This is a genomic window from Tepidanaerobacter acetatoxydans Re1 (assembly GCF_000328765.2).
GTDB classification, from domain to species: Bacteria; Bacillota; Thermosediminibacteria; order Thermosediminibacterales; family Tepidanaerobacteraceae; genus Tepidanaerobacter; species Tepidanaerobacter acetatoxydans.
In genome coordinates, this window is record NC_019954.2 from 1,074,888 (window position 1) to 1,094,421 (window position 19,534).

30 protein-coding genes and 1 tRNA gene are annotated in these 19,534 nt (G+C 37.9%); 24 read left to right on the forward strand and 7 right to left on the reverse strand.

The window, feature by feature from the left end:
• Nucleotides 1-3: 3 nt before the first annotated feature.
• The 5 genes from TEPIRE1_RS05035 (at nucleotide 4) to TEPIRE1_RS13440 (ending at nucleotide 4,827) form a co-directional block, all read left to right on the forward strand.
• Nucleotides 4-510: a sigma-70 family RNA polymerase sigma factor gene (locus TEPIRE1_RS05035; RefSeq protein ID WP_013778082.1), complete on the forward strand. Its 507-nt coding sequence runs from the start codon at nucleotides 4-6 to the stop codon at nucleotides 508-510.
• Nucleotides 507-1,415, forward strand: a complete 909-nt coding sequence (gene rsiV, locus TEPIRE1_RS05040; RefSeq protein ID WP_013778083.1) for an anti-sigma-V factor RsiV — start codon at nucleotides 507-509, stop codon at nucleotides 1,413-1,415. The genes TEPIRE1_RS05035 and rsiV overlap by 4 nt, the downstream gene beginning before the upstream one ends.
• Nucleotides 1,416-1,722: 307 nt before the next feature.
• A complete protein-coding gene (locus TEPIRE1_RS05045; protein ID WP_013778084.1) occupies nucleotides 1,723-2,406 on the forward strand; it encodes a TIGR00266 family protein in 684 nt (227 codons plus the stop codon).
• A gap of 193 nt (nucleotides 2,407-2,599) precedes the next feature.
• Complete coding sequence (locus TEPIRE1_RS05050; protein ID WP_013778085.1) at nucleotides 2,600-2,959, forward strand: BlaI/MecI/CopY family transcriptional regulator; 360 nt, start codon at nucleotides 2,600-2,602, stop codon at nucleotides 2,957-2,959.
• Nucleotides 2,956-4,827, forward strand: coding sequence for a M56 family metallopeptidase (locus TEPIRE1_RS13440; RefSeq protein ID WP_013778086.1), 1,872 nt, complete (start codon nucleotides 2,956-2,958; stop codon nucleotides 4,825-4,827). Before TEPIRE1_RS05050 ends, TEPIRE1_RS13440 begins: the two co-directional genes overlap by 4 nt.
• Nucleotides 4,828-5,006: 179 nt before the next feature.
• Here the strand turns inward: TEPIRE1_RS13440 and hisD are convergent, their stop codons facing one another.
• Together hisD and TEPIRE1_RS05065 are read right to left on the reverse strand one after the other, a co-directional pair.
• Complete coding sequence (hisD, locus tag TEPIRE1_RS05060; RefSeq protein WP_013778087.1) at nucleotides 5,007-6,272, reverse strand: histidinol dehydrogenase; 1,266 nt, start codon at nucleotides 6,270-6,272, stop codon at nucleotides 5,007-5,009.
• 129 nt (nucleotides 6,273-6,401) lie between these two features.
• Entirely contained in the window at nucleotides 6,402-7,106 is a 705-nt protein-coding gene (locus TEPIRE1_RS05065; protein WP_013778088.1) for an N-acetylmuramoyl-L-alanine amidase family protein, read from the reverse strand.
• A 312-nt stretch (nucleotides 7,107-7,418) separates the two neighbouring features.
• Here TEPIRE1_RS05065 and rnr point away from each other — a divergent pair, with 312 nt between their 5' ends.
• Nucleotides 7,419-9,539 (forward strand): ribonuclease R, encoded by a 2,121-nt coding sequence (rnr, locus tag TEPIRE1_RS05070; protein ID WP_015295215.1) that lies wholly within the window; start codon nucleotides 7,419-7,421, stop codon nucleotides 9,537-9,539.
• Between the two features lie 118 nt (nucleotides 9,540-9,657).
• On the opposite strand, the gene TEPIRE1_RS05075 is transcribed toward rnr, so the two are convergent.
• The 4 genes from TEPIRE1_RS05075 to TEPIRE1_RS05090 all read right to left on the reverse strand — a co-directional run bounded on the left by TEPIRE1_RS05075 (nucleotide 9,658) and on the right by TEPIRE1_RS05090 (nucleotide 11,950).
• Nucleotides 9,658-9,733, reverse strand: a tRNA-Glu gene (locus TEPIRE1_RS05075).
• Between the two features lie 74 nt (nucleotides 9,734-9,807).
• The gene (locus tag TEPIRE1_RS05080; protein WP_013778090.1) at nucleotides 9,808-10,206 is read right to left on the reverse strand and encodes an ImmA/IrrE family metallo-endopeptidase; all 399 of its coding nucleotides are present in this window, start codon (nucleotides 10,204-10,206) and stop codon (nucleotides 9,808-9,810) included.
• A gap of 316 nt (nucleotides 10,207-10,522) precedes the next feature.
• Complete coding sequence (locus TEPIRE1_RS05085) at nucleotides 10,523-11,524, reverse strand: DUF3644 domain-containing protein (protein ID WP_013778091.1); 1,002 nt, start codon at nucleotides 11,522-11,524, stop codon at nucleotides 10,523-10,525.
• 30 nt (nucleotides 11,525-11,554) lie between these two features.
• Nucleotides 11,555-11,950, reverse strand: coding sequence for a helix-turn-helix domain-containing protein (locus tag TEPIRE1_RS05090; RefSeq protein ID WP_013778092.1), 396 nt, complete (start codon nucleotides 11,948-11,950; stop codon nucleotides 11,555-11,557).
• Nucleotides 11,951-12,134: 184 nt separating this feature from the next.
• Here TEPIRE1_RS05090 and TEPIRE1_RS05095 point away from each other — a divergent pair, with 184 nt between their 5' ends.
• Both TEPIRE1_RS05095 and TEPIRE1_RS05100 read left to right on the forward strand, forming a co-directional pair.
• Nucleotides 12,135-12,392, forward strand: a complete 258-nt coding sequence (locus TEPIRE1_RS05095) for a helix-turn-helix transcriptional regulator (RefSeq protein ID WP_013778093.1) — start codon at nucleotides 12,135-12,137, stop codon at nucleotides 12,390-12,392.
• Between the two features lie 100 nt (nucleotides 12,393-12,492).
• Nucleotides 12,493-12,699 carry a hypothetical protein gene (locus TEPIRE1_RS05100; RefSeq protein ID WP_013778094.1) on the forward strand — a complete coding sequence of 69 codons (207 nt, stop codon included), beginning with the start codon at nucleotides 12,493-12,495 and terminating at the stop codon, nucleotides 12,697-12,699.
• Here TEPIRE1_RS05100 and TEPIRE1_RS13820 read toward each other — a convergent pair.
• A complete protein-coding gene (locus TEPIRE1_RS13820) occupies nucleotides 12,691-12,864 on the reverse strand; it encodes a hypothetical protein (protein WP_013778095.1) in 174 nt (57 codons plus the stop codon). The two genes, TEPIRE1_RS05100 and TEPIRE1_RS13820, sit on opposite strands and share 9 nt — an antisense overlap.
• A 72-nt stretch (nucleotides 12,865-12,936) precedes the next feature.
• Here TEPIRE1_RS13820 and TEPIRE1_RS05105 point away from each other — a divergent pair, with 72 nt between their 5' ends.
• The 16 genes from TEPIRE1_RS05105 (at nucleotide 12,937) to TEPIRE1_RS05165 (ending at nucleotide 19,504) form a co-directional block, all read left to right on the forward strand.
• Nucleotides 12,937-13,197, forward strand: a complete 261-nt coding sequence (locus TEPIRE1_RS05105) for a hypothetical protein (protein WP_231848330.1) — start codon at nucleotides 12,937-12,939, stop codon at nucleotides 13,195-13,197.
• Nucleotides 13,190-13,345 (forward strand): hypothetical protein, encoded by a 156-nt coding sequence (locus tag TEPIRE1_RS13825; protein ID WP_013778097.1) that lies wholly within the window; start codon nucleotides 13,190-13,192, stop codon nucleotides 13,343-13,345. Before TEPIRE1_RS05105 ends, TEPIRE1_RS13825 begins: the two co-directional genes overlap by 8 nt.
• 65 nt (nucleotides 13,346-13,410) lie before the next feature.
• Nucleotides 13,411-14,067 carry an ERF family protein gene (locus TEPIRE1_RS05110; protein WP_013778098.1) on the forward strand — a complete coding sequence of 219 codons (657 nt, stop codon included), beginning with the start codon at nucleotides 13,411-13,413 and terminating at the stop codon, nucleotides 14,065-14,067.
• 76 nt (nucleotides 14,068-14,143) lie between these two features.
• Complete coding sequence (locus TEPIRE1_RS05115) at nucleotides 14,144-14,503, forward strand: hypothetical protein (protein ID WP_013778099.1); 360 nt, start codon at nucleotides 14,144-14,146, stop codon at nucleotides 14,501-14,503.
• Entirely contained in the window at nucleotides 14,504-14,881 is a 378-nt protein-coding gene (locus tag TEPIRE1_RS05120) for a hypothetical protein (protein ID WP_013778100.1), read from the forward strand.
• 99 nt (nucleotides 14,882-14,980) lie between these two features.
• On the forward strand, nucleotides 14,981-15,781 hold the full coding sequence (locus tag TEPIRE1_RS13250; RefSeq protein WP_013778101.1) for a phage replisome organizer N-terminal domain-containing protein: 801 nt from the start codon (nucleotides 14,981-14,983) through the stop codon (nucleotides 15,779-15,781).
• Nucleotides 15,778-17,076 carry a replicative DNA helicase gene (locus tag TEPIRE1_RS05130; RefSeq protein WP_013778102.1) on the forward strand — a complete coding sequence of 433 codons (1,299 nt, stop codon included), beginning with the start codon at nucleotides 15,778-15,780 and terminating at the stop codon, nucleotides 17,074-17,076. The genes TEPIRE1_RS13250 and TEPIRE1_RS05130 overlap by 4 nt, the downstream gene beginning before the upstream one ends.
• Nucleotides 17,077-17,120: 44 nt before the next feature.
• Entirely contained in the window at nucleotides 17,121-17,345 is a 225-nt protein-coding gene (locus tag TEPIRE1_RS05135) for a hypothetical protein (RefSeq protein WP_013778103.1), read from the forward strand.
• Between the two features lie 37 nt (nucleotides 17,346-17,382).
• On the forward strand, nucleotides 17,383-17,568 hold the full coding sequence (locus tag TEPIRE1_RS05140) for a hypothetical protein (RefSeq protein WP_013778104.1): 186 nt from the start codon (nucleotides 17,383-17,385) through the stop codon (nucleotides 17,566-17,568).
• A 29-nt stretch (nucleotides 17,569-17,597) separates the two neighbouring features.
• A complete protein-coding gene (locus TEPIRE1_RS13830; RefSeq protein ID WP_013778105.1) occupies nucleotides 17,598-17,771 on the forward strand; it encodes a hypothetical protein in 174 nt (57 codons plus the stop codon).
• A complete protein-coding gene (locus TEPIRE1_RS05145; RefSeq protein WP_023211446.1) occupies nucleotides 17,720-18,016 on the forward strand; it encodes a DUF370 domain-containing protein in 297 nt (98 codons plus the stop codon). The genes TEPIRE1_RS13830 and TEPIRE1_RS05145 overlap by 52 nt, the downstream gene beginning before the upstream one ends.
• Nucleotides 18,009-18,398: a single-stranded DNA-binding protein gene (locus tag TEPIRE1_RS05150; RefSeq protein WP_013778107.1), complete on the forward strand. Its 390-nt coding sequence runs from the start codon at nucleotides 18,009-18,011 to the stop codon at nucleotides 18,396-18,398. Before TEPIRE1_RS05145 ends, TEPIRE1_RS05150 begins: the two co-directional genes overlap by 8 nt.
• Before the next feature lies 1 nt (nucleotide 18,399).
• Nucleotides 18,400-18,549 carry a hypothetical protein gene (locus TEPIRE1_RS13765; RefSeq protein ID WP_154646181.1) on the forward strand — a complete coding sequence of 50 codons (150 nt, stop codon included), beginning with the start codon at nucleotides 18,400-18,402 and terminating at the stop codon, nucleotides 18,547-18,549.
• Nucleotides 18,550-18,676: 127 nt separating this feature from the next.
• The gene (locus TEPIRE1_RS05155; protein ID WP_013778109.1) at nucleotides 18,677-19,033 is read left to right on the forward strand and encodes a putative PDDEXK endonuclease; all 357 of its coding nucleotides are present in this window, start codon (nucleotides 18,677-18,679) and stop codon (nucleotides 19,031-19,033) included.
• A gap of 106 nt (nucleotides 19,034-19,139) precedes the next feature.
• Complete coding sequence (locus TEPIRE1_RS05160; protein ID WP_013778110.1) at nucleotides 19,140-19,328, forward strand: hypothetical protein; 189 nt, start codon at nucleotides 19,140-19,142, stop codon at nucleotides 19,326-19,328.
• Nucleotides 19,325-19,504 (forward strand): hypothetical protein, encoded by a 180-nt coding sequence (locus TEPIRE1_RS05165; protein ID WP_013778111.1) that lies wholly within the window; start codon nucleotides 19,325-19,327, stop codon nucleotides 19,502-19,504. Before TEPIRE1_RS05160 ends, TEPIRE1_RS05165 begins: the two co-directional genes overlap by 4 nt.
• Nucleotides 19,505-19,534 lie beyond the last annotated feature (30 nt).

The window sequence follows — 19,534 nt, forward strand, 5'->3', positions numbered from 1 at the left end:
CGAATGAGTAAAACCGACTTGGAAGAACAAATTGCAGAACATGTAATTGAATTTAAAGACAGGTATTACAGACTAGCTTATAGTTATGTTAGAAATTCTGATGATGCGTTAGATATTATCCAAGAGTCTATATATAAAGCTTTTGCATCGTTAGATTCATTAAAAAACCCAAGTTACATAAAGACTTGGTTTTATAGGATTGTAGTAAACACTTCGCTGGACTTTTTGCGAAAGAGAAAGAAGGAGATTGTAGTTAGTGAAGTCTTTTTATATGCCAATGATGAAAGCGAATATGACAGTTACGAAGATTTCGATTTAAAGGCTGCCTTAGATGATTTACCGCCGAATTACCGCAGTATAATCATTTTGCGATATTTTGAAGACTTAAAGCTTCAAGAGATTGCCAAAATTTTAAACGAAAATGTAAATACTGTAAAAACCCGCCTTTATACTGGTCTTAAAAAACTGCGCATTAAAATGAATGATGAAAATTGGGAGGTTTCAAAATGAAAAACAATAGTTTAGAGAAACTAAAAAAAGAATACATGGATATTCCCATTCCACAAGAGCTTGACTTTGTAGTTAAAAAAGCCTTAAAGGAGAGCCGTTCAAATAGCACTACTATGGCGTCAAAAGGGAGATTGAGGAAAGCTGCTGTCGTGGCAGCGTCTACAGCAGCTTGTGTAGCTGTGCTTACAATTGGCGTTAATACGAGTCCTGCTTTTGCCAAAACCCTTTCGAAAATCCCTGTTGTCAGCAGCATTGTGAAGGTGCTTACTTTTAGAGAATATACCGTAGACGAGGATACTTTTAATGCAAACATAAAGGTGCCTGAAATCAGTGGTTTAAAAGATGAAAAATTGCAAAGCAGTTTAAACGAGAAGTATCTTAAGGAAAATGAAAAATTATATGAGCAATTTATAGCTGATATGGAAGATATGAAGCAAAATGGCGGAGGGCATCTGGGTGTAGACAGCGGATATGTTGTAAAAACAGATACTGACAGGATTCTATCAATAGGCCGTTATGTCGTAAACACAGTAGGATCATCATCAACAACCTTTAAATACGATACCATAGATAAGAAAAATGAAGTTTTGATAACTCTGCCGAGTTTATTCAAAGATGATAGCTATGTCGATACTATAAGCGAAAATATCAAGGAGCAAATGAAGATGCGGCATGAGGCTGATGATAATATGATTTACTGGGTTGAAGGTATTGAAGATGAAGGCCTTGTAGAGCTGTTTGAAAAAATATCAAAGGAACAAAATTTCTATATCAACAGTGATGACAAACTCGTTATTTCCTTTGACAAATATGATGTAGCCCCAGGATATATGGGAATTCAAGAATTTGTTATACCAACACAGATAATATCAGATATCTTAGTAAGCAATGAGTATATTAAATAGCCGGTATTAAGTAAAAATATAATGCGGTTACAAATAGGTTTAGGACTGTAAAAGCCTAAAATAATTTCGGCTATGCCATTTAAAAAAACAAGAGCTTCTCACCTGTTAAAATATTCTCGGCCAAAGAGCCTATTTTATATATAATTGTGCAAGGCTCTTGTTTTTTATTATATTTTTTAAACAAAGAGAGCACTAAATTATCTCAAATAAATTGTACACATTCATAATGGTTTATGTATAAGAATGTTTACCTGCTTTTTCTAGTGTGGTATTATTAATGTAATTAAGGCTGACGAGGAGTGATTTTGTGAAATATGAGCTTCGAGGAGATACATTACCTGTGGTGCTTCTTACTTTAGATGAAGGTGAAAGCATCTTTACCGAATCAGGTGGTATGTCGTGGATGAGTGATGGGTTTGAAATGAAAACAAATATGGAAGGTGGACTTTTTGGAGGAATAGCAAGGAAACTGGCCGGAGAGAGCCTTTTTATGACCACATATACTCTCAATAAAAGTTCAGGAACCATAGCTTTTTCATCGTCCTTTCCCGGAAAAATCGTCCCAATTTATCTTGATACAGGAGAATCCCTGATATGTCAAAAAACCTCTTTTCTTTGTGCCGAGCGAAGTGTAAAACTGGAAATACATTTAAAGAAGAAATTAGGTGCCGGCATCTTTGGAGGCGAAGGTTTTATACTGCAAAGAGTGACAGGGCCGGGATGGGTTTTTCTTGAAATAGACGGCGAAGCGGTGGAATACCAACTAGATCCCGGCGAAAAAATGAAAGTAGATACAGGGCATGTAGCCATATTTGAACCCAGTGTAAATTTTGACATTGAAACGGTTAAGGGCTTTACAAATGTAGTTTTTGGGGGAGAAGGCCTGTTTCTAACAACTCTAAAAGGTCCCGGAAAGATATGGCTGCAATCCATGCCCATCGGTAATTTGGCATCAAGGATTATACCTTTTATTCCCAGTTCGGATAAATAACCGCAAAATTTAACACAGGGAGCAATCTTCAGTAGGTTTTATGCTCAAGATGCTTTTAAGAATAATATCAGTTAAAAAGCTGTCTGGTTATATTGCATTGGCAGCTTTTATTTTTTATTGACAATATTGGTTTATTGCGATAGACTTAGAGTAAAGGTTTACTATAATAGACTTAACTGGAGGCGTAGATTTTATGGAAGATTTGAAGCTTTTTGATGCGGAGTATAAATTCATGGATATTATTTGGGAAATTGAACCTATTAACTCTACGGAACTTACGAAAATTTGCAGGGAAAAATTAGGTTGGAAAAAGTCTACTACCTATACTATGATAAGAAAGCTATCTGAGCGCGGCATTTTAAAAAATGAAAATGCAACAGTTACTGCTCTGGTAAAACGAGAAGAGGTTCAGAAGTATGAGAGTGAGTTGCTATTAGAGGATAAGTTCGATGGTTCTTTGCCTGTTTTTTTGGCTACATTTCTACAAGATAAAAAGCTGTCAAAAAAGGAAGCTGAAGAAATCCAAAAAATGATAGAGGAGGCCACAAAGTGAGCAGACTATTTATAACCGTACTCAATATGAGCATCACTGCAAGCTATGTAGCTATTGCGATTATAATAATACGTTCGTTTTTGATAAAGTTGCCTAAAGTCTTTTCCTATGCATTATGGTTTCCATTACTGATAAGACTTGTTTTTCCTTTTAGTTTTAACTCTTCGTTCAGCTTTTTGAGTTTTCTTTCACTTAAAACTCAATCAAGCCCGGGTATAGTAGAATATGTGCCCCACAGAATTGGCTTAATGCAAAAACCTTCGATTGATATCGGAATTAGCAGGATAAATGATGCTATTAACTCATCACTGCCACCAGCTACGTCGATAGCCAGTTCAAATCCCATGCAAATTTTAATAGGGATTGCCGGTTATATTTGGATTTTTGGGATTGTAGTATTACTTATCTACAGCATTATTTCCTATTTGAAGGTAATAAATAATATTAAAACCGCAACCCTTGTAAAAGACAATATATTTGAAACTGACAAAATCACTACTCCATTTGTTTGTGGCTTTATCAATCCCAAAATCTATATACCTGCTGGGATAATTGAGAAGGAATTGAATTTTATTTTAGCACATGAACAAACCCATATAAGAAGGCTGGACTATATTATCAAGCCATTCGCTTTTTTAGTGCTGATTATTCATTGGTTTAACCCACTCATGTGGCTTTGTTATTTCCTCATGTCTAAAGATATGGAAATGTCATGCGATGAGAGCGTTATTAGGCAGTCAAGTGAGGATATAAGAGCAAGCTATTCTCATTCTTTACTTTCTCTTTCGGCAAAGCAATCAGGCATTTTAATCCCACTGGCTTTTGGAGAAAGCAATATTAAATCTCGCATCAAAAATGTGCTAAGCTATAAAAAGCCGGTGCTTTGGGCTGTATGTCCGGCTGCAGTTTTGGTTATAGCAATATCAATAGCACTGATAGCAAATCCTTCAAACAAAACCGAATATTTAACTTCAGCCGAGAAATTTTTAAAATATAAGACAGATTATGTAGGTGATGCATCAAAGGTCGGCAATATCATACAGTTGTTAGAGTTCCCAGAGAAGGTAGACTATGATTATTTTGAACTTCACACAGAAAATGTTCCTTATGGTATTACAGTGCATTTGAATACCGATACACAGACAAGAAATAGATATACCGGTGCTTTGAATCAAACACCTTTTGAGAAAAATGCCGTTATCATATTTTCGCTCATAGGTAACGTTGATTATATCAACTTTAATTTGACTGACGGCAAAAATGAATATCTAATTCAATACACAAAGGATCAGGCAGATGCCATGATAGGAAAAGATGTGCGAGAGCTTTCCGCAGATAAAAACACATTTGCACAGCTTCTAAAAATAGCAGATAAGATAGAAGGAGATTTTATTAAGAAGAATGGAAATAGTTCCATTAGTACAATTGGCGGAGCAGATGGGCCGCTTAAAATGCACGAAACATATAAAGCCGATGAGTCAGACCCAATTACCGGTTTGGCATGGGAAGTAATAAACAGAGATATTGCATACTATGAAGAAAATCCGGAAGTTAAAATTATTGACAGCAAAATAACGCGTTTAGAACTTGTGAAAAGCTTTGACGACTTAACAGATGAAACTATTGAGGTATATGCATTGGAATATCGCCTGCTCCCGGAAGATTTAAGCAAGGTAGTTTTAGCGGGCGGCATGGATGTGGATGAAGACGGATGGCTTAAGGAAACCAGCAGCATGGGCAGTCCTCTGCTTGTAGTATCTCGAAAGAATGGCAATGTAAAATTAGTAGGTATTCTTATGACGGGAAGCGTAGGCGAAGAAAGCAGATTGGAAACGTCCGTAAAGGCATTATTGGAGAATAATCAATAAAGATAAAGACTGCATAGTGGGTGTAACAAGTAGGGGCGGCCATTGGCCGCCCGCTTTTTTTATGACAAAACATTATATAGATACTTTTATGGCAAAACTGACTTTCTACAGTGAAATCAAATATAACTTATTCTAAAAAAACAAAGCAAAAATCAATTTCCTTAAAATAAATGTAAAATTTAACCCCTTAAATCAGCCGCCAGTTTGTGAGCGTAGAGTCCTTCGAGCTCGGCAAGTTTTAATGCTACCGGTGCCAGTTCTTGGGCTCCTTCCTTCGTGATTTTCTGGTAGCTTACTACCTTTAAGAAGGTGCCCACCCATACACCGCCGGTATACCTGGCTGCTCTCATAGTAGGAAGAATATGATTAGTTCCTGAAACATAATCTCCAAAGACTTCTGCAGCCCAATTACCGATGAATAAAGACCCGTAATTGCTAAGTTGTGGAATTATGGTATCGGGATTCGACATATGTAATTCCAGATGTTCCGGCGCTATTTTGTTGGATAAATGAGCAGCTTCCTCAAAACAATCCACAAGGAAAATTTCTCCATTATCTTCCCAAGCCTTGCGGGCTACTGAGGCAGTAGGAAGTTGTCCTAAAAAACCTTCTAAGTATTTTAAAACACTTTGAATAAGCTTTTCATCAGTGGATACCAGGATACCTCTGGCTTGCGGATCATGTTCTGACTGTGCCAAGAGGTCAGTCGCTATGAATTCGGGATTTGCCGCATCATCTGCTATTATCAGTACTTCACTGGGCCCTGCGATGAAATCTATCCCGACATTGCCGCTGACCTGGCGTTTTGCTTCGGTTACCCATTGATTTCCGGGGCCTACGATAATATCGGCAGGAGCAACGCTTTCCGTACCAAATGCCAATGCTCCGATGGCATGGGCACCACCCATGCAGTATATCTCACAAGCTCCGGCTATATCCATGGCTACTAGTGTAGCAGGGTGAATAGTGCCACTGGAACGATCAGGCGGCGAGCAAGCTACAATCCTTTTTACTCCGGCTACACGGGCAGGTATAATCGACATCAATGCCGAAGATGGAAGAGGGTATCTTCCGCCGGGCACATAAGAGGCTGATGAAGAAATAGGAAGAATATGATGACCGAGAGTGACACCCGGAGATAGTTCGACTTCGCGAGGTAATATTGACTCCTTTTGAAACTGAGCGAATTGTTCAATCCGTTCTGCAGCTTTTTTCATAGCTTGAATGTCTTCAGAGTCGAGATTTTTATAGGCGGATTGAATCTGTTCGGATGATATTTTAAGATTGCCGCCTTCAAATCCGTCAAATTTTTGACAGAAGTTAAATAAGGCTATATCACCTTTTTTTCGTATTTCAGAAAGGATGTTTGATACCTTTTCCCTAACTTGCAGATTATCTTCAAAATCAGTTTGAGAATTTGACTGTTTTATCGGTTTTATGCTCATTTGCTTTCCTCCTAAAAACTTCTTATACATAGAATCCCTGCCGCAAACTTGGCTTAGTTGGTATTACAGCATTATATATCTAAGCTCATTTATTTTATATGAAAAGAATATCATGTGTGCATAATATTTTCAATTATATTTAGGAGTTTGTGTAGGAGAATCACCTGCAAAATATCGATTAATGCCGTTTTCAATACATTGTGCAATCTTTTCCTGATATGTAGAATCTTGTAATCTTTCACGGTCTTGAGGGTTTGATAAAAAACCGACTTCAACTAAAACAGCAGGCATGGGGCTTTCTCTTAGTATAAATAAATCTTTAGGAAGGGCTTCTCTTATATTTTCCGAATCTAATTTTTTTAACTCTTCCTGGATGAGCAAAGCAAGTAACTTGCTTTCAGGTTTTCGGGGATTGTAAAAACACTGGGCACCAAAATATTGAGGTTCGGGAAATTTGTTTACATGGATGCTAACCAAAATATCAGCATTGGCTTTTACAGCAAGGTCTATCCGACGCTGAAGGTCTTTGCCATTAGTCTGGTTCTCCATAGTTTCTTTGTCACGAGTTAAAACCACATTAAAATTTTGTTTTTTCAAGAGTTCTTTAAGCTGCAGAGCAATTGCCAGATTTATGGGGCTTTCAGTAACTCCGGTTTCCTCATGGACCGCACCTTTATCTATGGTGCCATGTCCCGGGTCAATGGCTACAGTCTGACCTGCAATGAACAATTTAAATGCAGGCAATGATCGTGTTATAAAAATATTGTAACTAAGCCCCATGATAATAATGACAAAAATAAGTGTTGCGACACGAAACTTTTGGTTTGCAAACAAGTGATTCACCCACCTTTATTTCTTTGTTATCTATTTTTTGAAAAAACTGTTGGGCTTATCCTCGATTATACTATAACATCCTACCGTTAAATTTTTATTCAAATATTATAATTTTAGAAGTATTGAACAGCTGCTGAAAGAAATATTTAAAATAATAGTAAAACTGATTTAAAATACATATAAATTGCGGCTAAATATTATGAAAATTTGGATGTGCATTAAAATAGTAAAATGAGATGTTGTTATATTTGCCAATAATGGGTAAAATATAGACAAACCTGTTCAATAGAATTTCAAAATAGAATAGGGGAGATGTATGTGCCTTTAAATGAGCAATTGTTGGACTTTATGAAGGAAAAAGCGTATAAACCTATGACCGAAGGGGAACTTATTTCAGCATTGAATATTGATAAAAGTGAAATAGATCTCCTTATAAAAACCCTTGATTATATGGAAAAAACCGGAATGGTGGTAAAAAACCGCAGGGGAAGATATGGTGTTCCGGAAAAAATGAATTTGATAGCGGGTCAATTGGAATGCCATCCGGGAGGATTTGCTTTTTTAGTGCCTAATAACACAGAACAGGAAGATATTTATATCAGTCGTGAAGATATGAATGGTGCAATGCACGGCGATTTGGTCTTAGTTCGACCTAAAATACCGGCAGACAGGACTTTGAAAACTCAGGGCGAGGTAATTCGCATCTTAAAACGAGCTAATAAAAAAATTGTTGGGACTGTAGAAAGAGGTAAGCAATTTTCTTTTGTAATACCAGATGATAAGAGATTATTCTATGATGTATTTATTCCAAAAGAAAAAGCAAAAGGTGCAAAAACAGGGCATAAGGTTGTCGCACAGATTACGGAGTGGCCTGGTAAGTATAGAAATCCAGCAGGAGAGATAGTAGAAATATTAGGTCATCAAGACGAACCCGGTATTGATGTTTTATCTATAATAAAGAAGTACGACCTTCCTCTAGAATTTCCGCCAAAGGTTATGAAACAGTTAGAACAAATTCCTGATGAAGTAAGAGAGCAAGATTTAAGAGGCAGAAAGGATTTTAGAAACTTAAAAACGGTGACCATTGATGGTGAAGATGCTAAAGATTTGGATGATGCGGTTTCTATTGAAAAAACTAATGATGGTTATAGACTGGGAGTTCACATTGCTGATGTGAGTTATTACGTAAAGGAAAAAAGCCCTTTGGATGCAGAGGCTTTAAAAAGAGGTTGTAGCGTTTACTTGGTGGATAGAGTAATTCCAATGCTGCCGCCAAAACTTTCCAATGGTATATGTAGTCTTAATCCTCAAGTAGACCGACTTACTATGAGTGTAATAATTGATTTTGACGAAAATGCCGATGTTAAGAGTTACAAAATAACGCCCGGAGTTATCAAAACCTGTGAAAGAATGACATATACTCAAGTAAATAAAATTTTGGAAGAAAAAGATCCGGAAGTTATGAAACGTTTTGATTACTTGATAGATGATTTAATTTTAATGAAACAGTTAGCAGAAAAACTGACACAGAAACGATTTGCAAGAGGCAGTCTGGATTTTGATTTAGATGAAACTAAGGTTATTCTCGATGATCAAGGACGGCCAATCGATGTAGTAAAAGAAGAGAGACGAATATCAAATCGCATTATAGAAGAATTTATGATTGCGGCTAATGAGATAGTGGCAGAGCATATGTTCTGGCTGAAAGCACCTTTTATTTACAGAGTTCATGAAGTGCCGGATGACGAAAAAATTATTACTCTGCGAGAATTCCTCTACAATCTAGGCTACACCATAAAAGGAACAAATAACATAAAACCCAAATCTCTGCAGCAAATCTTGGAAAAGGCAAAAGGTAAGCCTGAACAGCGTTTGATAAACACAATGCTGCTGAGATCTTTAAAACGAGCCCAATATAGTGAGATGAATTTAGGCCATTTTGGCCTTGCGTCACTTTATTATACTCATTTTACAGCTCCCATACGGCGCTATCCGGATCTTGCAATACACAGGATTTTACGGGAACAACAAGAAAATAAACTGGATTTAAAGCGTCAGAAAAAGCTAGGTAAACTTGTAGAAAAAATAGCTAAAATATCTTCTGAGCGTGAGCGTATCGCCGAAGAAGCAGAAAGAGAATCCGTTGATTTGAAAATTGCTGAATATATGTCTACAAAAATTGGACAGGTGTATGATGATGCTATTATTTCCGGAGTTACACCTTTTGGCATTTTTGTTGAACTGGACAACACCATAGAAGGGCTTGTGCATGTAAGCAATATTGAAGATGATTACTATCACTTTAATGAAAAAACCATGATATTATACGGTGAACGGACAGGAAGGACTTTTCGAATAGGTGATATTGTGAAAGTCAAGGTGTACAAAGTAAATGTCGCTGAAAGGCAAATAGATTTTGTGTTGGCAGACTGATAACAGAAAAGGGAACATCGCAAAACTATTTTAAAATAGCTTTATGATGTTCCCCATAGTAGTCTAACAGCCTATAAATTAATTGCATTTGTGCAACGACTTCTTTAAATATATGCTTTGGTAGCCATAGGGGGATTCGAACCCCCGTTACCGCCGTGAGAGGGCGGCGTCCTGAACCCCTAGACGATATGGCCGTGGCTGCGCATTCCATGCGGGTTACAGCCGAAAATAGGGCGGCGACGTTGGCGATGGGGCGGCATCCTTCCTTCTATAAAATTTTGCATAAATTTTCGATTTTTCCCGATGCAATTTCTCTCACGTAGTCATATCTTGCCACCTCCTCACCATAGCATAAACCTATTGCAAACATATTGGCCTGATACTCAAACTTGCTGTAAAACATGGTTTCATTCAATATAAAGAAAAAGTTTCCTTCCGGGTGCAATACAAAATGACCTAATTCATGGGCTATGACTAATCTTTGTATAGGCTCATCAAGGCCGGAATTCACGCCAATAAGCCTGTATTTTCCCAAAGAGCATGCCATGCCATACAATTCATCAAAAGGCAAATAAACAACGCTTATATCCATGTTTTTGGCGATTTCAACAGGGTTTCTGGTATTGTATTTATTGGCAATTTTTTCAGCCTCTCTTATGTAAGTCATTGAATCCTCCTTGAATGTCTATGGTAGAAGGACAGTGCAAAACCTGTAATATTATTAAATGTCCGTCATGGGTGGACGAAAATAAAAACAAAAATTATTTATAAAACATTTAAATAAAAATCTATATATCCACAAGTTATTCACAGCATTACGGACATTATTGCATCTTGAGGCTAAATATGGCCTCCTAGCCTGATGTATTTTTCTATAAAAATAGTATATACTATGATTAAATAAAGTTAACTCGTGAAGGATAAGGCTGGGTTCCCAAATGGGAGTAGGGTTATTTAACCTTAGAATTCCTTTGCCCCTGGGGTTAACTTTTATTTATTTTATCTTTGAGATGCTGAATTATATTTTCAGGGTCTTTTTTTATTTCGGAATAAATTAAATTTATAGTGGCCTGACTATATGTAAAAGTTGGTTGGCTATGTAGGTTAAATTCATAACAATACTTAATATCACTTTTCAAATTATAAAAATCTGTGAACAATCTAAAGTGATAAGCATTAAAAGTATTGTCTTTGCCTTTTGCTGGGCTTAAACTTTGAAATGCTAACCCGTCTCTTTCTATCCACTTATTTAAAATATCTACACATTTACCGGTAGTATATTTATGAGTTTCTTTTGGATCTCGGATATCTTTTATTATAAAAGCCGCATCCTCAGCACTTTCACTAAGTCTAAACTCTGCTGAAGCATGTTTTTTATTTTTAGTTAAATGTAAGTCATGAGTGATAGAAATTGAAAATCTCGGCCCATGTTCGGATGATAGCCGGTTAATTTCTTTAGTTGCTTTTAATATTTTATCTGCGATTTGTCTGGGGTATTTTGCCTTTATAGTAGTTTCAGTTATTTCGTCGATGTTAATAGATAATGTTAAAAAGTTCTGTGGAATATGAGTCGAAATATCTATATTAAAAAAATCAGCTAATTTATTAGAATAGTTAAGAACACAGGACTGGAATAATGGTATATAAATTTGCTCATATTCTTCGGTTATAAAATGAGTGCTTATATTTCTTAAATCAATTATTGTCTCTAAGTTTATTCTCAATGGGTCTTTATCATTGGTGAATACATCTTTTATACATCTATTCAATGATAAAGTGCGATCAGGGTTATCTGAATAGTATATTGAATCGTCGCCTTTACATTTGACCAAATATGCCTTTAATAGTAATTCCCAAGCGTTACATATAAAAAAACTAAATCCCTCTACACGATATTTTATAGTGGGTTTATTATAAATTTCTATACCTAAAATAAAGGCTTCAATACTTTTATTAACAAGTCTGTTCTCTAAACGTTCCGGCATAATAATTCCTCTCCCAAGTGAATTATTTATCTATTCCTTCCCAACCTCTTCCTCGGCCTTTCTCTTTTCCTTTATCATCTGGTGTGCCGCACGTAGAAACATAAGCACATCATCTTTGGCTTTTTCATCAAGCGGATCTCCCATGAGTTTAATATTGGAATTATTTTTTATAAATTCCTCTAATTCTATATCAGTAGGCTCTTCATCTTTTTCCCACCATGGTTTTGGTTCATCCGAAACGCCCATCACATATTCGACTGGCACATTGAAGAAGTCGGCAAGCCTCTGAAACATAGCTATATCTGGTTCTCTTTTCCCCAATTCATACATTGCTATAGTGCTTGGGGATATTTTGAGCATTTTGGCTAATTCCCGTTGGCTTAAGCCCTTGTCATTTCGTAGCTTTCTTATCCTATCGTTAAACATTGTAATTCCCTCCCTTCTACTATCATTCCGTGAGTAATGTACAAATATACTATCACAATAAGTGAGCCGCAGCAATAGTGCTGACGAAATGTAAAAAAAGATTGTTTTTACCCTTGACATGCTTACGAATCGTGGTATAATAGTATATGAAAGACGCTGACGAAACGTGAAAGGAGGCAGAAACATGGGTAAAAGAAGGAATAGACTGGCAATGCTAAGAAACAGTAAAGGGCTGACACAGAGAGACCTAGCAAATGAACTTGGTGTCAGCCCTAGCACTATAGCCATGTATGAGATTGGGGAAAGGACACCTGGCCTTAAAATGGCAAAAATAATCGCCGATTTCTTTGGTGTCGGCATAGAATATATTTTTTTTACCGCTGGTGCTTACGAAAAAGAAGCAAAAATACGAGATTCACAGCATGATGCTAATATCGCATGACGCTCGCCTCTCGTTTTTTTATACATGAAAGGAGGACAAACCATGCAGTGGATTACACAGAAAGTTTTCCGATTTTTATACATGAAAGGAGGGAGAAGAAGTGGAAGAGTTAAAAATGATTTCAACAGAAGAATTGGTGAAGGAACTTAAAAACAGAGGTAAAGAACTAAGTGTAGAAAAAATTTTATATGACCAGTTAGTTCAATTAAGAGAGTTAAGCAAGTCGGAATTAGTAAAAAATGAGCCTGAACTAGTTGTAAAAATATCATTAGCTATGGGTGAGATAGCTAAAGGATACTTACTTTAAGATTTTTATATTGTCGTCAGACTTTAATGTTTTATTGGCATTTTGAAGACTTGCGTAAATGTCTAAGTAGAATTTTAATATTTCTTCTTCACTGGAATTCTTTAGATCACATTTAGATTTTAGAATTTCAAGGGACAAAGCTCTTAAAGTCTCATTGTTAAACAAGGATATCACCTCCTTTTACGGGAGGTAAGTTCAGGCTCATGTAAATTTTACCACATACAAGAGGATAAGACCATGAATCAGCATGAAAGGAGGAAAGCCATGCTAGACGGCATCAAAAAAATCACATTCAAAGACTTACAAAGCGCAGTTAAATTCGCAAAATCCCAAGGCGGCTACGGCTGGATATTCAAGCCCAACGAAGGCGAGGAAGTAGTCTGGTATAACCCACAATACTGGACGCCAACACCTATACTTATGGATGCTCCGGGGAGCGGGCGACTAGAAGGCTACAGCTACTATGCAGAGATTTTAGGAGGTGTAAACAATGTATAACTACAACGAATTGGAAGAAATCAGACACGAACAAGCAGCGATGGATGAAGCTATACCGCCGTGGGAATGGAATGAAAAGTATGATGAAGTTTGTTCAAAACTTGCAAGAAGAAAACTTGAAATTTTGTTTGGAGGTGAGGAAGATTAAAAAACTAGTTTACTTATACGTCGGTAAAGCTGGTGAGATGGCAGCAAAGTTAAGGAGGGTTACAAGTGCAAAAAAGTGAGAGTATCAAAAACATTGCAAAGGCATTGGCGGCATTTCAGGCAGAGGTGAAAAACCCTGCAAATACAGAAGAAAATCCCTTTTTCAACAGCAAATATGCACCTTTAAATGACATTTTAAATACCGTAAGACCTATTCTATCTAAACATGGATTAAGTGTCCTTCAAAGCCCTTCTGGGGATGGGCAGAATGTCACAGTTACTACCTTGATTACGCACGAATCGGGAGAATGGATAGAAAGTGATCCGCTTACTTTAAAAGCCGATAAAGCCACAGCACAAGGGGCAGGAAGTGCAATCACATATGCAAGGAGATATGCACTTTCAGCAATGCTAGGAATTTCATCAGAAGATGACGACGACGGGAATTTTGCAAGTGGAAATAATGGCAATGCAAATCCGGTGAAGGCATACAAAAAGTCACCTGCCACAAAAACCGACGAAAACAAAACTCAAAAACCCGACAAAGCCACAGCAGCTCAATTGAAAAAATTGTATGCCATGGCTAATGAAAAAGGTATCCCAGGGGAAGAAATGAAGGGGTTAATTAAATTACATTATAGTAAAGACAGTAGTAAAGATTTAACCAAGCAAGAGGCAAGCGACTTAATAGAGAAAATAAATGACCTTTTACCTGAACAATAAAAACAGGGCCTTTCTAGGCCCTCCAATACCATCTCTAGTATATCAATATTGCTAGAAAAAAACAAGGAGGATAAACATGGAAGTTAAAGACGTTTTGTTGAGTATACATGAGGAAATAAAGGAGTGCAGAAGACAAATTTTATATAAGAAAAACAAGCTCGATGAATTGCAGGAATATATGAAGGTTTGGGAATGTGAGCAAATTGCTAGAATAGCAGATGAAGTGAACGAAGCAGGCAAGCCAGTTTATTCAAATGAGACAAAAAGGCAAGCAGAGCTTGAAAGAAGGAAGAAGGAAAATGCAGGCTACCAAAAATGGCTTGCAGAATACAAATCTCTAAAGCTTGAGTACGATATGTCTGTAATTATTCTTCAGAGCATGTTAGACAAGCAGGAGAATATGAGAGCCTTAACTAGAATTATGGGGGTGCAATAAATGAGAAAAGAGCGAGCATTTCAAATTAAAACACCTAGTGGCTGGAAGGTGGCCGGAAAGGTACTCAATATTAAAGGCGACTGGTGCTTCTATCGTGAGATATATAGTGCAAAACATGCCTTTCACACCTTCGAGGCATGGAGCTTACAATCAATTCTCGTGCCGGTATTGCAGGCAGACAACGTCAAGTATATCTACCAATACGACAGAGAATCGCAGAAGATGTATAGGATTTTGTTTGAAGAATTCGTGGACAAGAGCGTCGAGCGGGACTTTGGTGAAGGTAAACAGCTTTATTGCAGCACAAAATATTTTTCTGAAGTCAAAGGGATGAAGAGGATTAAGAAGTGGATAAATAGCGTAGAGCTTGTTGCATAAACAGGTCTAAATCGTTTTCGGTAAGTGGGCATTAAGTTAGCTTTATTGAGGCGGGTTATAACCCCCTACCCGCCTTCTTTTTCCTCAAGGAGGGAGCGTATGGGAGAGGTAAAGTGGATAAAAATAACAACAAATATGTTTGAGGATGAGAAAATTGACTTTATTGAGAGCCTTCCCGAGGCCGATGCCATATTGGTTATATGGGTGAAATTACTTACTTTAGCGGGCAAGTGTAATGCAAACGGCTTTATATTCCTCACAGAAAATATACCATACACAGACGAAATGTTATCCCATAAATTCCGAAGGCCTTTAAACACTGTCAAGTTAGCATTACAAACCCTTAAGCGGCTAAAAATGATTGAGTTTAACAATGAAGGATATTTAAAGATTACTAACTGGGAAAAGCATCAAAACATAGAGGGGCTTGAGCGTATAAGGGAGCAGACACGTAAACGAGTGGCTAAACACAGGGCTAAAAAAATGCTAGAAGAAGGCAAAAAAGATGAATGTAACGTTACTGTAACGTTACGTAACGCAACAGAAGAAGAAGGAGATATAGATATAGATAAAGATAAAGATAAAGAAGTAGTTAATAACCCTTTTTTGCGAGAACTTCTTAACCAACTTAAAAACATCGACAATTATCCTTTCGATACCGAAAAAGATACAGACTTCATAAATTCACTTTTAATAGATTTTCCTTCTTTAGATATAAAGGAAGAACTAAAAAAATGGAGCGTGTATAAGCTCGATAAGCCACTCGCTAAAAATTCTAATGCCCGGTCGCAATTCCGCAATTGGTGTAAAAAGTCGGCAGAATGGAAGACAGAAAAAGAGCCGCAAATCAATGCCTTTCAACAAGAATCACATCGGCCACTAAAGGAGGTGGGATGGTGAACGAACTAGAAACAGCCCTACTTGCCGCAATCATACAGCGAGGCGGGGATGATACATTAGTAAAACTCAACGAAGATGATTTTACCAACATCAACAATAAAAAAGTATTTGAAGTTGTAAAACACCTTTGGCTAACAGGCGAAACAATATCACTAGCAAGCGTCAAAGCGGCCGAGCCAAGCATTGTCATAGCTGACATAATCAAAATGGACAGCATGATTGCGGCGACAAAAGATGAAGTTGACAAAATGGCCGCTCAAGTCAAAAACATATCAGCCATACGAAAAATAAACAAACTTACATCGGCCATAAAAAGCGATATTAAGGCCGGCGAAGATGCAAAGGCCATAAAGACAAAGATATATGAGGCCCTTGACAATATTGAATCAGACATACAAAACACGAAGATAAAAAGCCTCAAGACAGTGCTTTTTGAAACTACGGAATGGATTGAAAGCCAGTTTATCAAAGCCGAGAAAAACGACTTATTACTCACAGGAATACCTGACCTTGACTACTACACGGGTGGCCTGTTTGACGGAGAAATGACCGTTATAGCCGCAAGGCCATCAGTGGGCAAGACAGCTTTAGGACTTTATATAGCCACGAAACTAGCAAAAGAAGGCCGAAAAGTGCATTTTGTCAGCCGTGAAATGTCAGGGAATGCAATTGGTATGAGGATTCTTTCCATGGCAAGTGGAATCGATACAGGCCGAATTAAGGCAGGGAAAATAAACGATACACAATGGGAGAGGCTGGGGAAAGCTATGGGTAAATATAGCACATCGGATTTAATCATAGATACAGAATCGAAAACACCAAGCGACATCAAGGCTGTTACAAAGGAGATTCAAGCCAAATACGGCCTAGACCTCATCGTCGTAGACTATCTCCAAATACTCACACCAGACGGCAAAAATAAAACAAGGGAGCAAGAAGTTGCAAGCATATCCAGAAACCTCAAAAACCTATCACTTGACATCAACAAACCGGTCATAGTCTTAGCACAACTCAACAGAAACGCAGAAAACAAACGACCAGTATTATCAGACCTTCGGGAATCCGGTGCAATCGAAGCAGACGCCGACAATATCTGGTTTTTGCATTATCCAACAGAAAACCAACTTAGTAACAGCCAAAAAGACAAATTCATAACCTGCAAACAGAACAACTGCCGGTATATGGAAATCCACATCGGCAAGCACAGAAACGGCCCTGTCGGCATGATAGATGTTTTATTCGACCCCGGCAAGATGAAATTCATCGGCTTTGCAAAGGACGAGAAAACGGCATAAAGAGTAGTATGCAATTTATGTGTAACAACGAAGGGAGAATGAGTATGAAAATATTGGGCGAATTTGCAACAGACGAGGAAATAAAAGACTTCTTACTTTACCATATGGGTGATGCAGATAATAGGAAGTCAAAAATAAATCCAATACTAACCAGACAGCAGGTATGGGATATAAATATGGGGGCAGTAATGCAAGGAGACATTACAAGAGTTAGGTCTTTAATAACTAAAAATATCACTAAGGAATTTGGAAAACATTACGAAGTTTAATTGAACATTCCATAGAAACCATGAAGGAGGAATCCTTATGAACTGGATAACCGAAAACCGAAACCGAAACAAAATAGCGGCAATAAACTTCATAGTCAGGAAAATTGTGAAAACCACGAATTACAGCGACAAAACAGAGGTGAGCTGCAATTCCAAGAGAGTTAGAAACCTTTTTAGGCAGAGAGAAAAACTTTATCGGGAGGGAAGCAGATGCAAAGACTGACTGAATACTACGAAGGCGGGGTATAAATAGTGGCTAAAGTCAAATTTAAAATCGGCGGCGACAAGCGCAAAACCCACGAATACATTAAAGGCCGCATCATCAAAGAATATAAACACTTTTACCTCATTGAAACCACGGCAGGTTACAAAGAATGTATCAGCAAAAACCTTCTAAAATGCGGCGACATAGAAAGGGTGATGTGATGTTCAACGGAGGTTTCAAACACTTCATCAATCATGACAAAGTATTAGCAGCGGTAGACTTTTCAGCAAAGTCACAGCCTATTATAAGGGCGATAAATAATGCAAAAGATATGGGGATGCTGATAGACATCACGATGGGCAGAAAAACAAACACAGTAATATTTACGGAAACAGGGCACGTGATTCTATCACATTCAATCAGTGAAACTATAGCAAAAAGAATCAAGGAGGCTAAAAATGCTTAACAGAATTATCCTTATTGGGCGTCTCACAAGAGATGTAGAACTTCGGTATACACAAGAAGGCAAGGCAGTTGCCAATTTCACCCTAGCGGTAGACAGGCCTTTCAAAAACCAACAGGGCGAAAAAGAGGCAGACTTCATACGTATAGCCACGTGGGGCAAGTTGGCGGAGAATTGTGCAAACCACATCGGAAAAGGGCGGTTAGTGGCGGTTGATGGAAGACTACAGATACGCTCATATGACGGCAACGACGGGCAACGCAAATATATAACTGAAGTTGTGGCCGATGAAGTGAAGTTTTTAGATTGGCCTAAAGACGACAATTACCCGGTATTTGAGTTTGATGGCAGTGATTGTGAGAGCATGGAAGGGGATCCGTTTTGAATTGGATAAATACGAGGCACGCAGGATAGCCACAATGAAACAATATATCAGGAGAGACATAGATAGAGTTACATTTGACGCAAAAATAGCAATTATAAACGAAGAAGAACAAAAAGAAATGGAAGAGGGAGGCGGTAAAAATCGAATGTGAAGTAAGAGAAAACTGCCACAGCTACCTACGGGACGGGTGCTGGCATTGCGTAGACTACGGCCTATACTGGCCCGAAGATAAAAGTATACTTTGTAAGCGACAAGTCAGGGAGAGAAAGGAGAGAAAATTGGCTAAGAAAAAGAAGAAACAATCGAAAGCAAGCAAACTGGGGAAACGTAGCAAAAAGAAAGGCTACGACGGCGAAAAGGAAGTTGCTGACCTTCTCCAAAAATACGGGATACAAGCAGAACGGGTGCCCTTGAGCGGGGCCCTCAAAAGCAAAAAATACAGTTGTGATGTGTATATACCGGAAATAGACAAACGTGTCGAAGTCAAGCGGAGAAAATCCGGCTTGAAAACAATTCAAAAGTGGCTAGAAGAAGACGAGAATAGCAACTATGTCTTTTTCAGAGAAGATTATGGAGAGTGGGTTGTTATTATGCCGGCAGTAGAATTTGTGGAACTTGTAAGGCCGGAAGGTTAACAAAGGATGTAAAAAATGAGAAACAATCATCTATAACCGGGGTAGGAACATGTATCGGCTTCGTATCCAACAGGAATCTAAGAAATATAAAGGAGGAACAATAAGGATGAGCAAAGGTAATCCAGACAAAGTTTCTCCTTCACTTGCAAGAAGAGCACTTGAACTTGCAGGAGGAGATAGAAAGAAAGCATATTCAGAATGCGTTAAACTTTCTTTCCAAATAACAGGCAGAATAGCACCGGGGTTTGATAATAGAGACTTACAAGCATTCTATGAGGAGGTATTTGATAGATGAATAAATTTTCATTTGTAGCAAGCCTACCGCCAATCCAATCCGCAATCAGTGTTAGCGGTCAAGGTGACGGAGCAAGAATAAAGCTCGACATACCACAGTCGGAAATGCCAGCGGTAATAAACCTACAGCTGCTATCTGGGAAAGTTTTCAAGGTGACCATAGAGCCGGAGGAATGACCGTTACAAAAAAGCAGAACTGGAGGATGG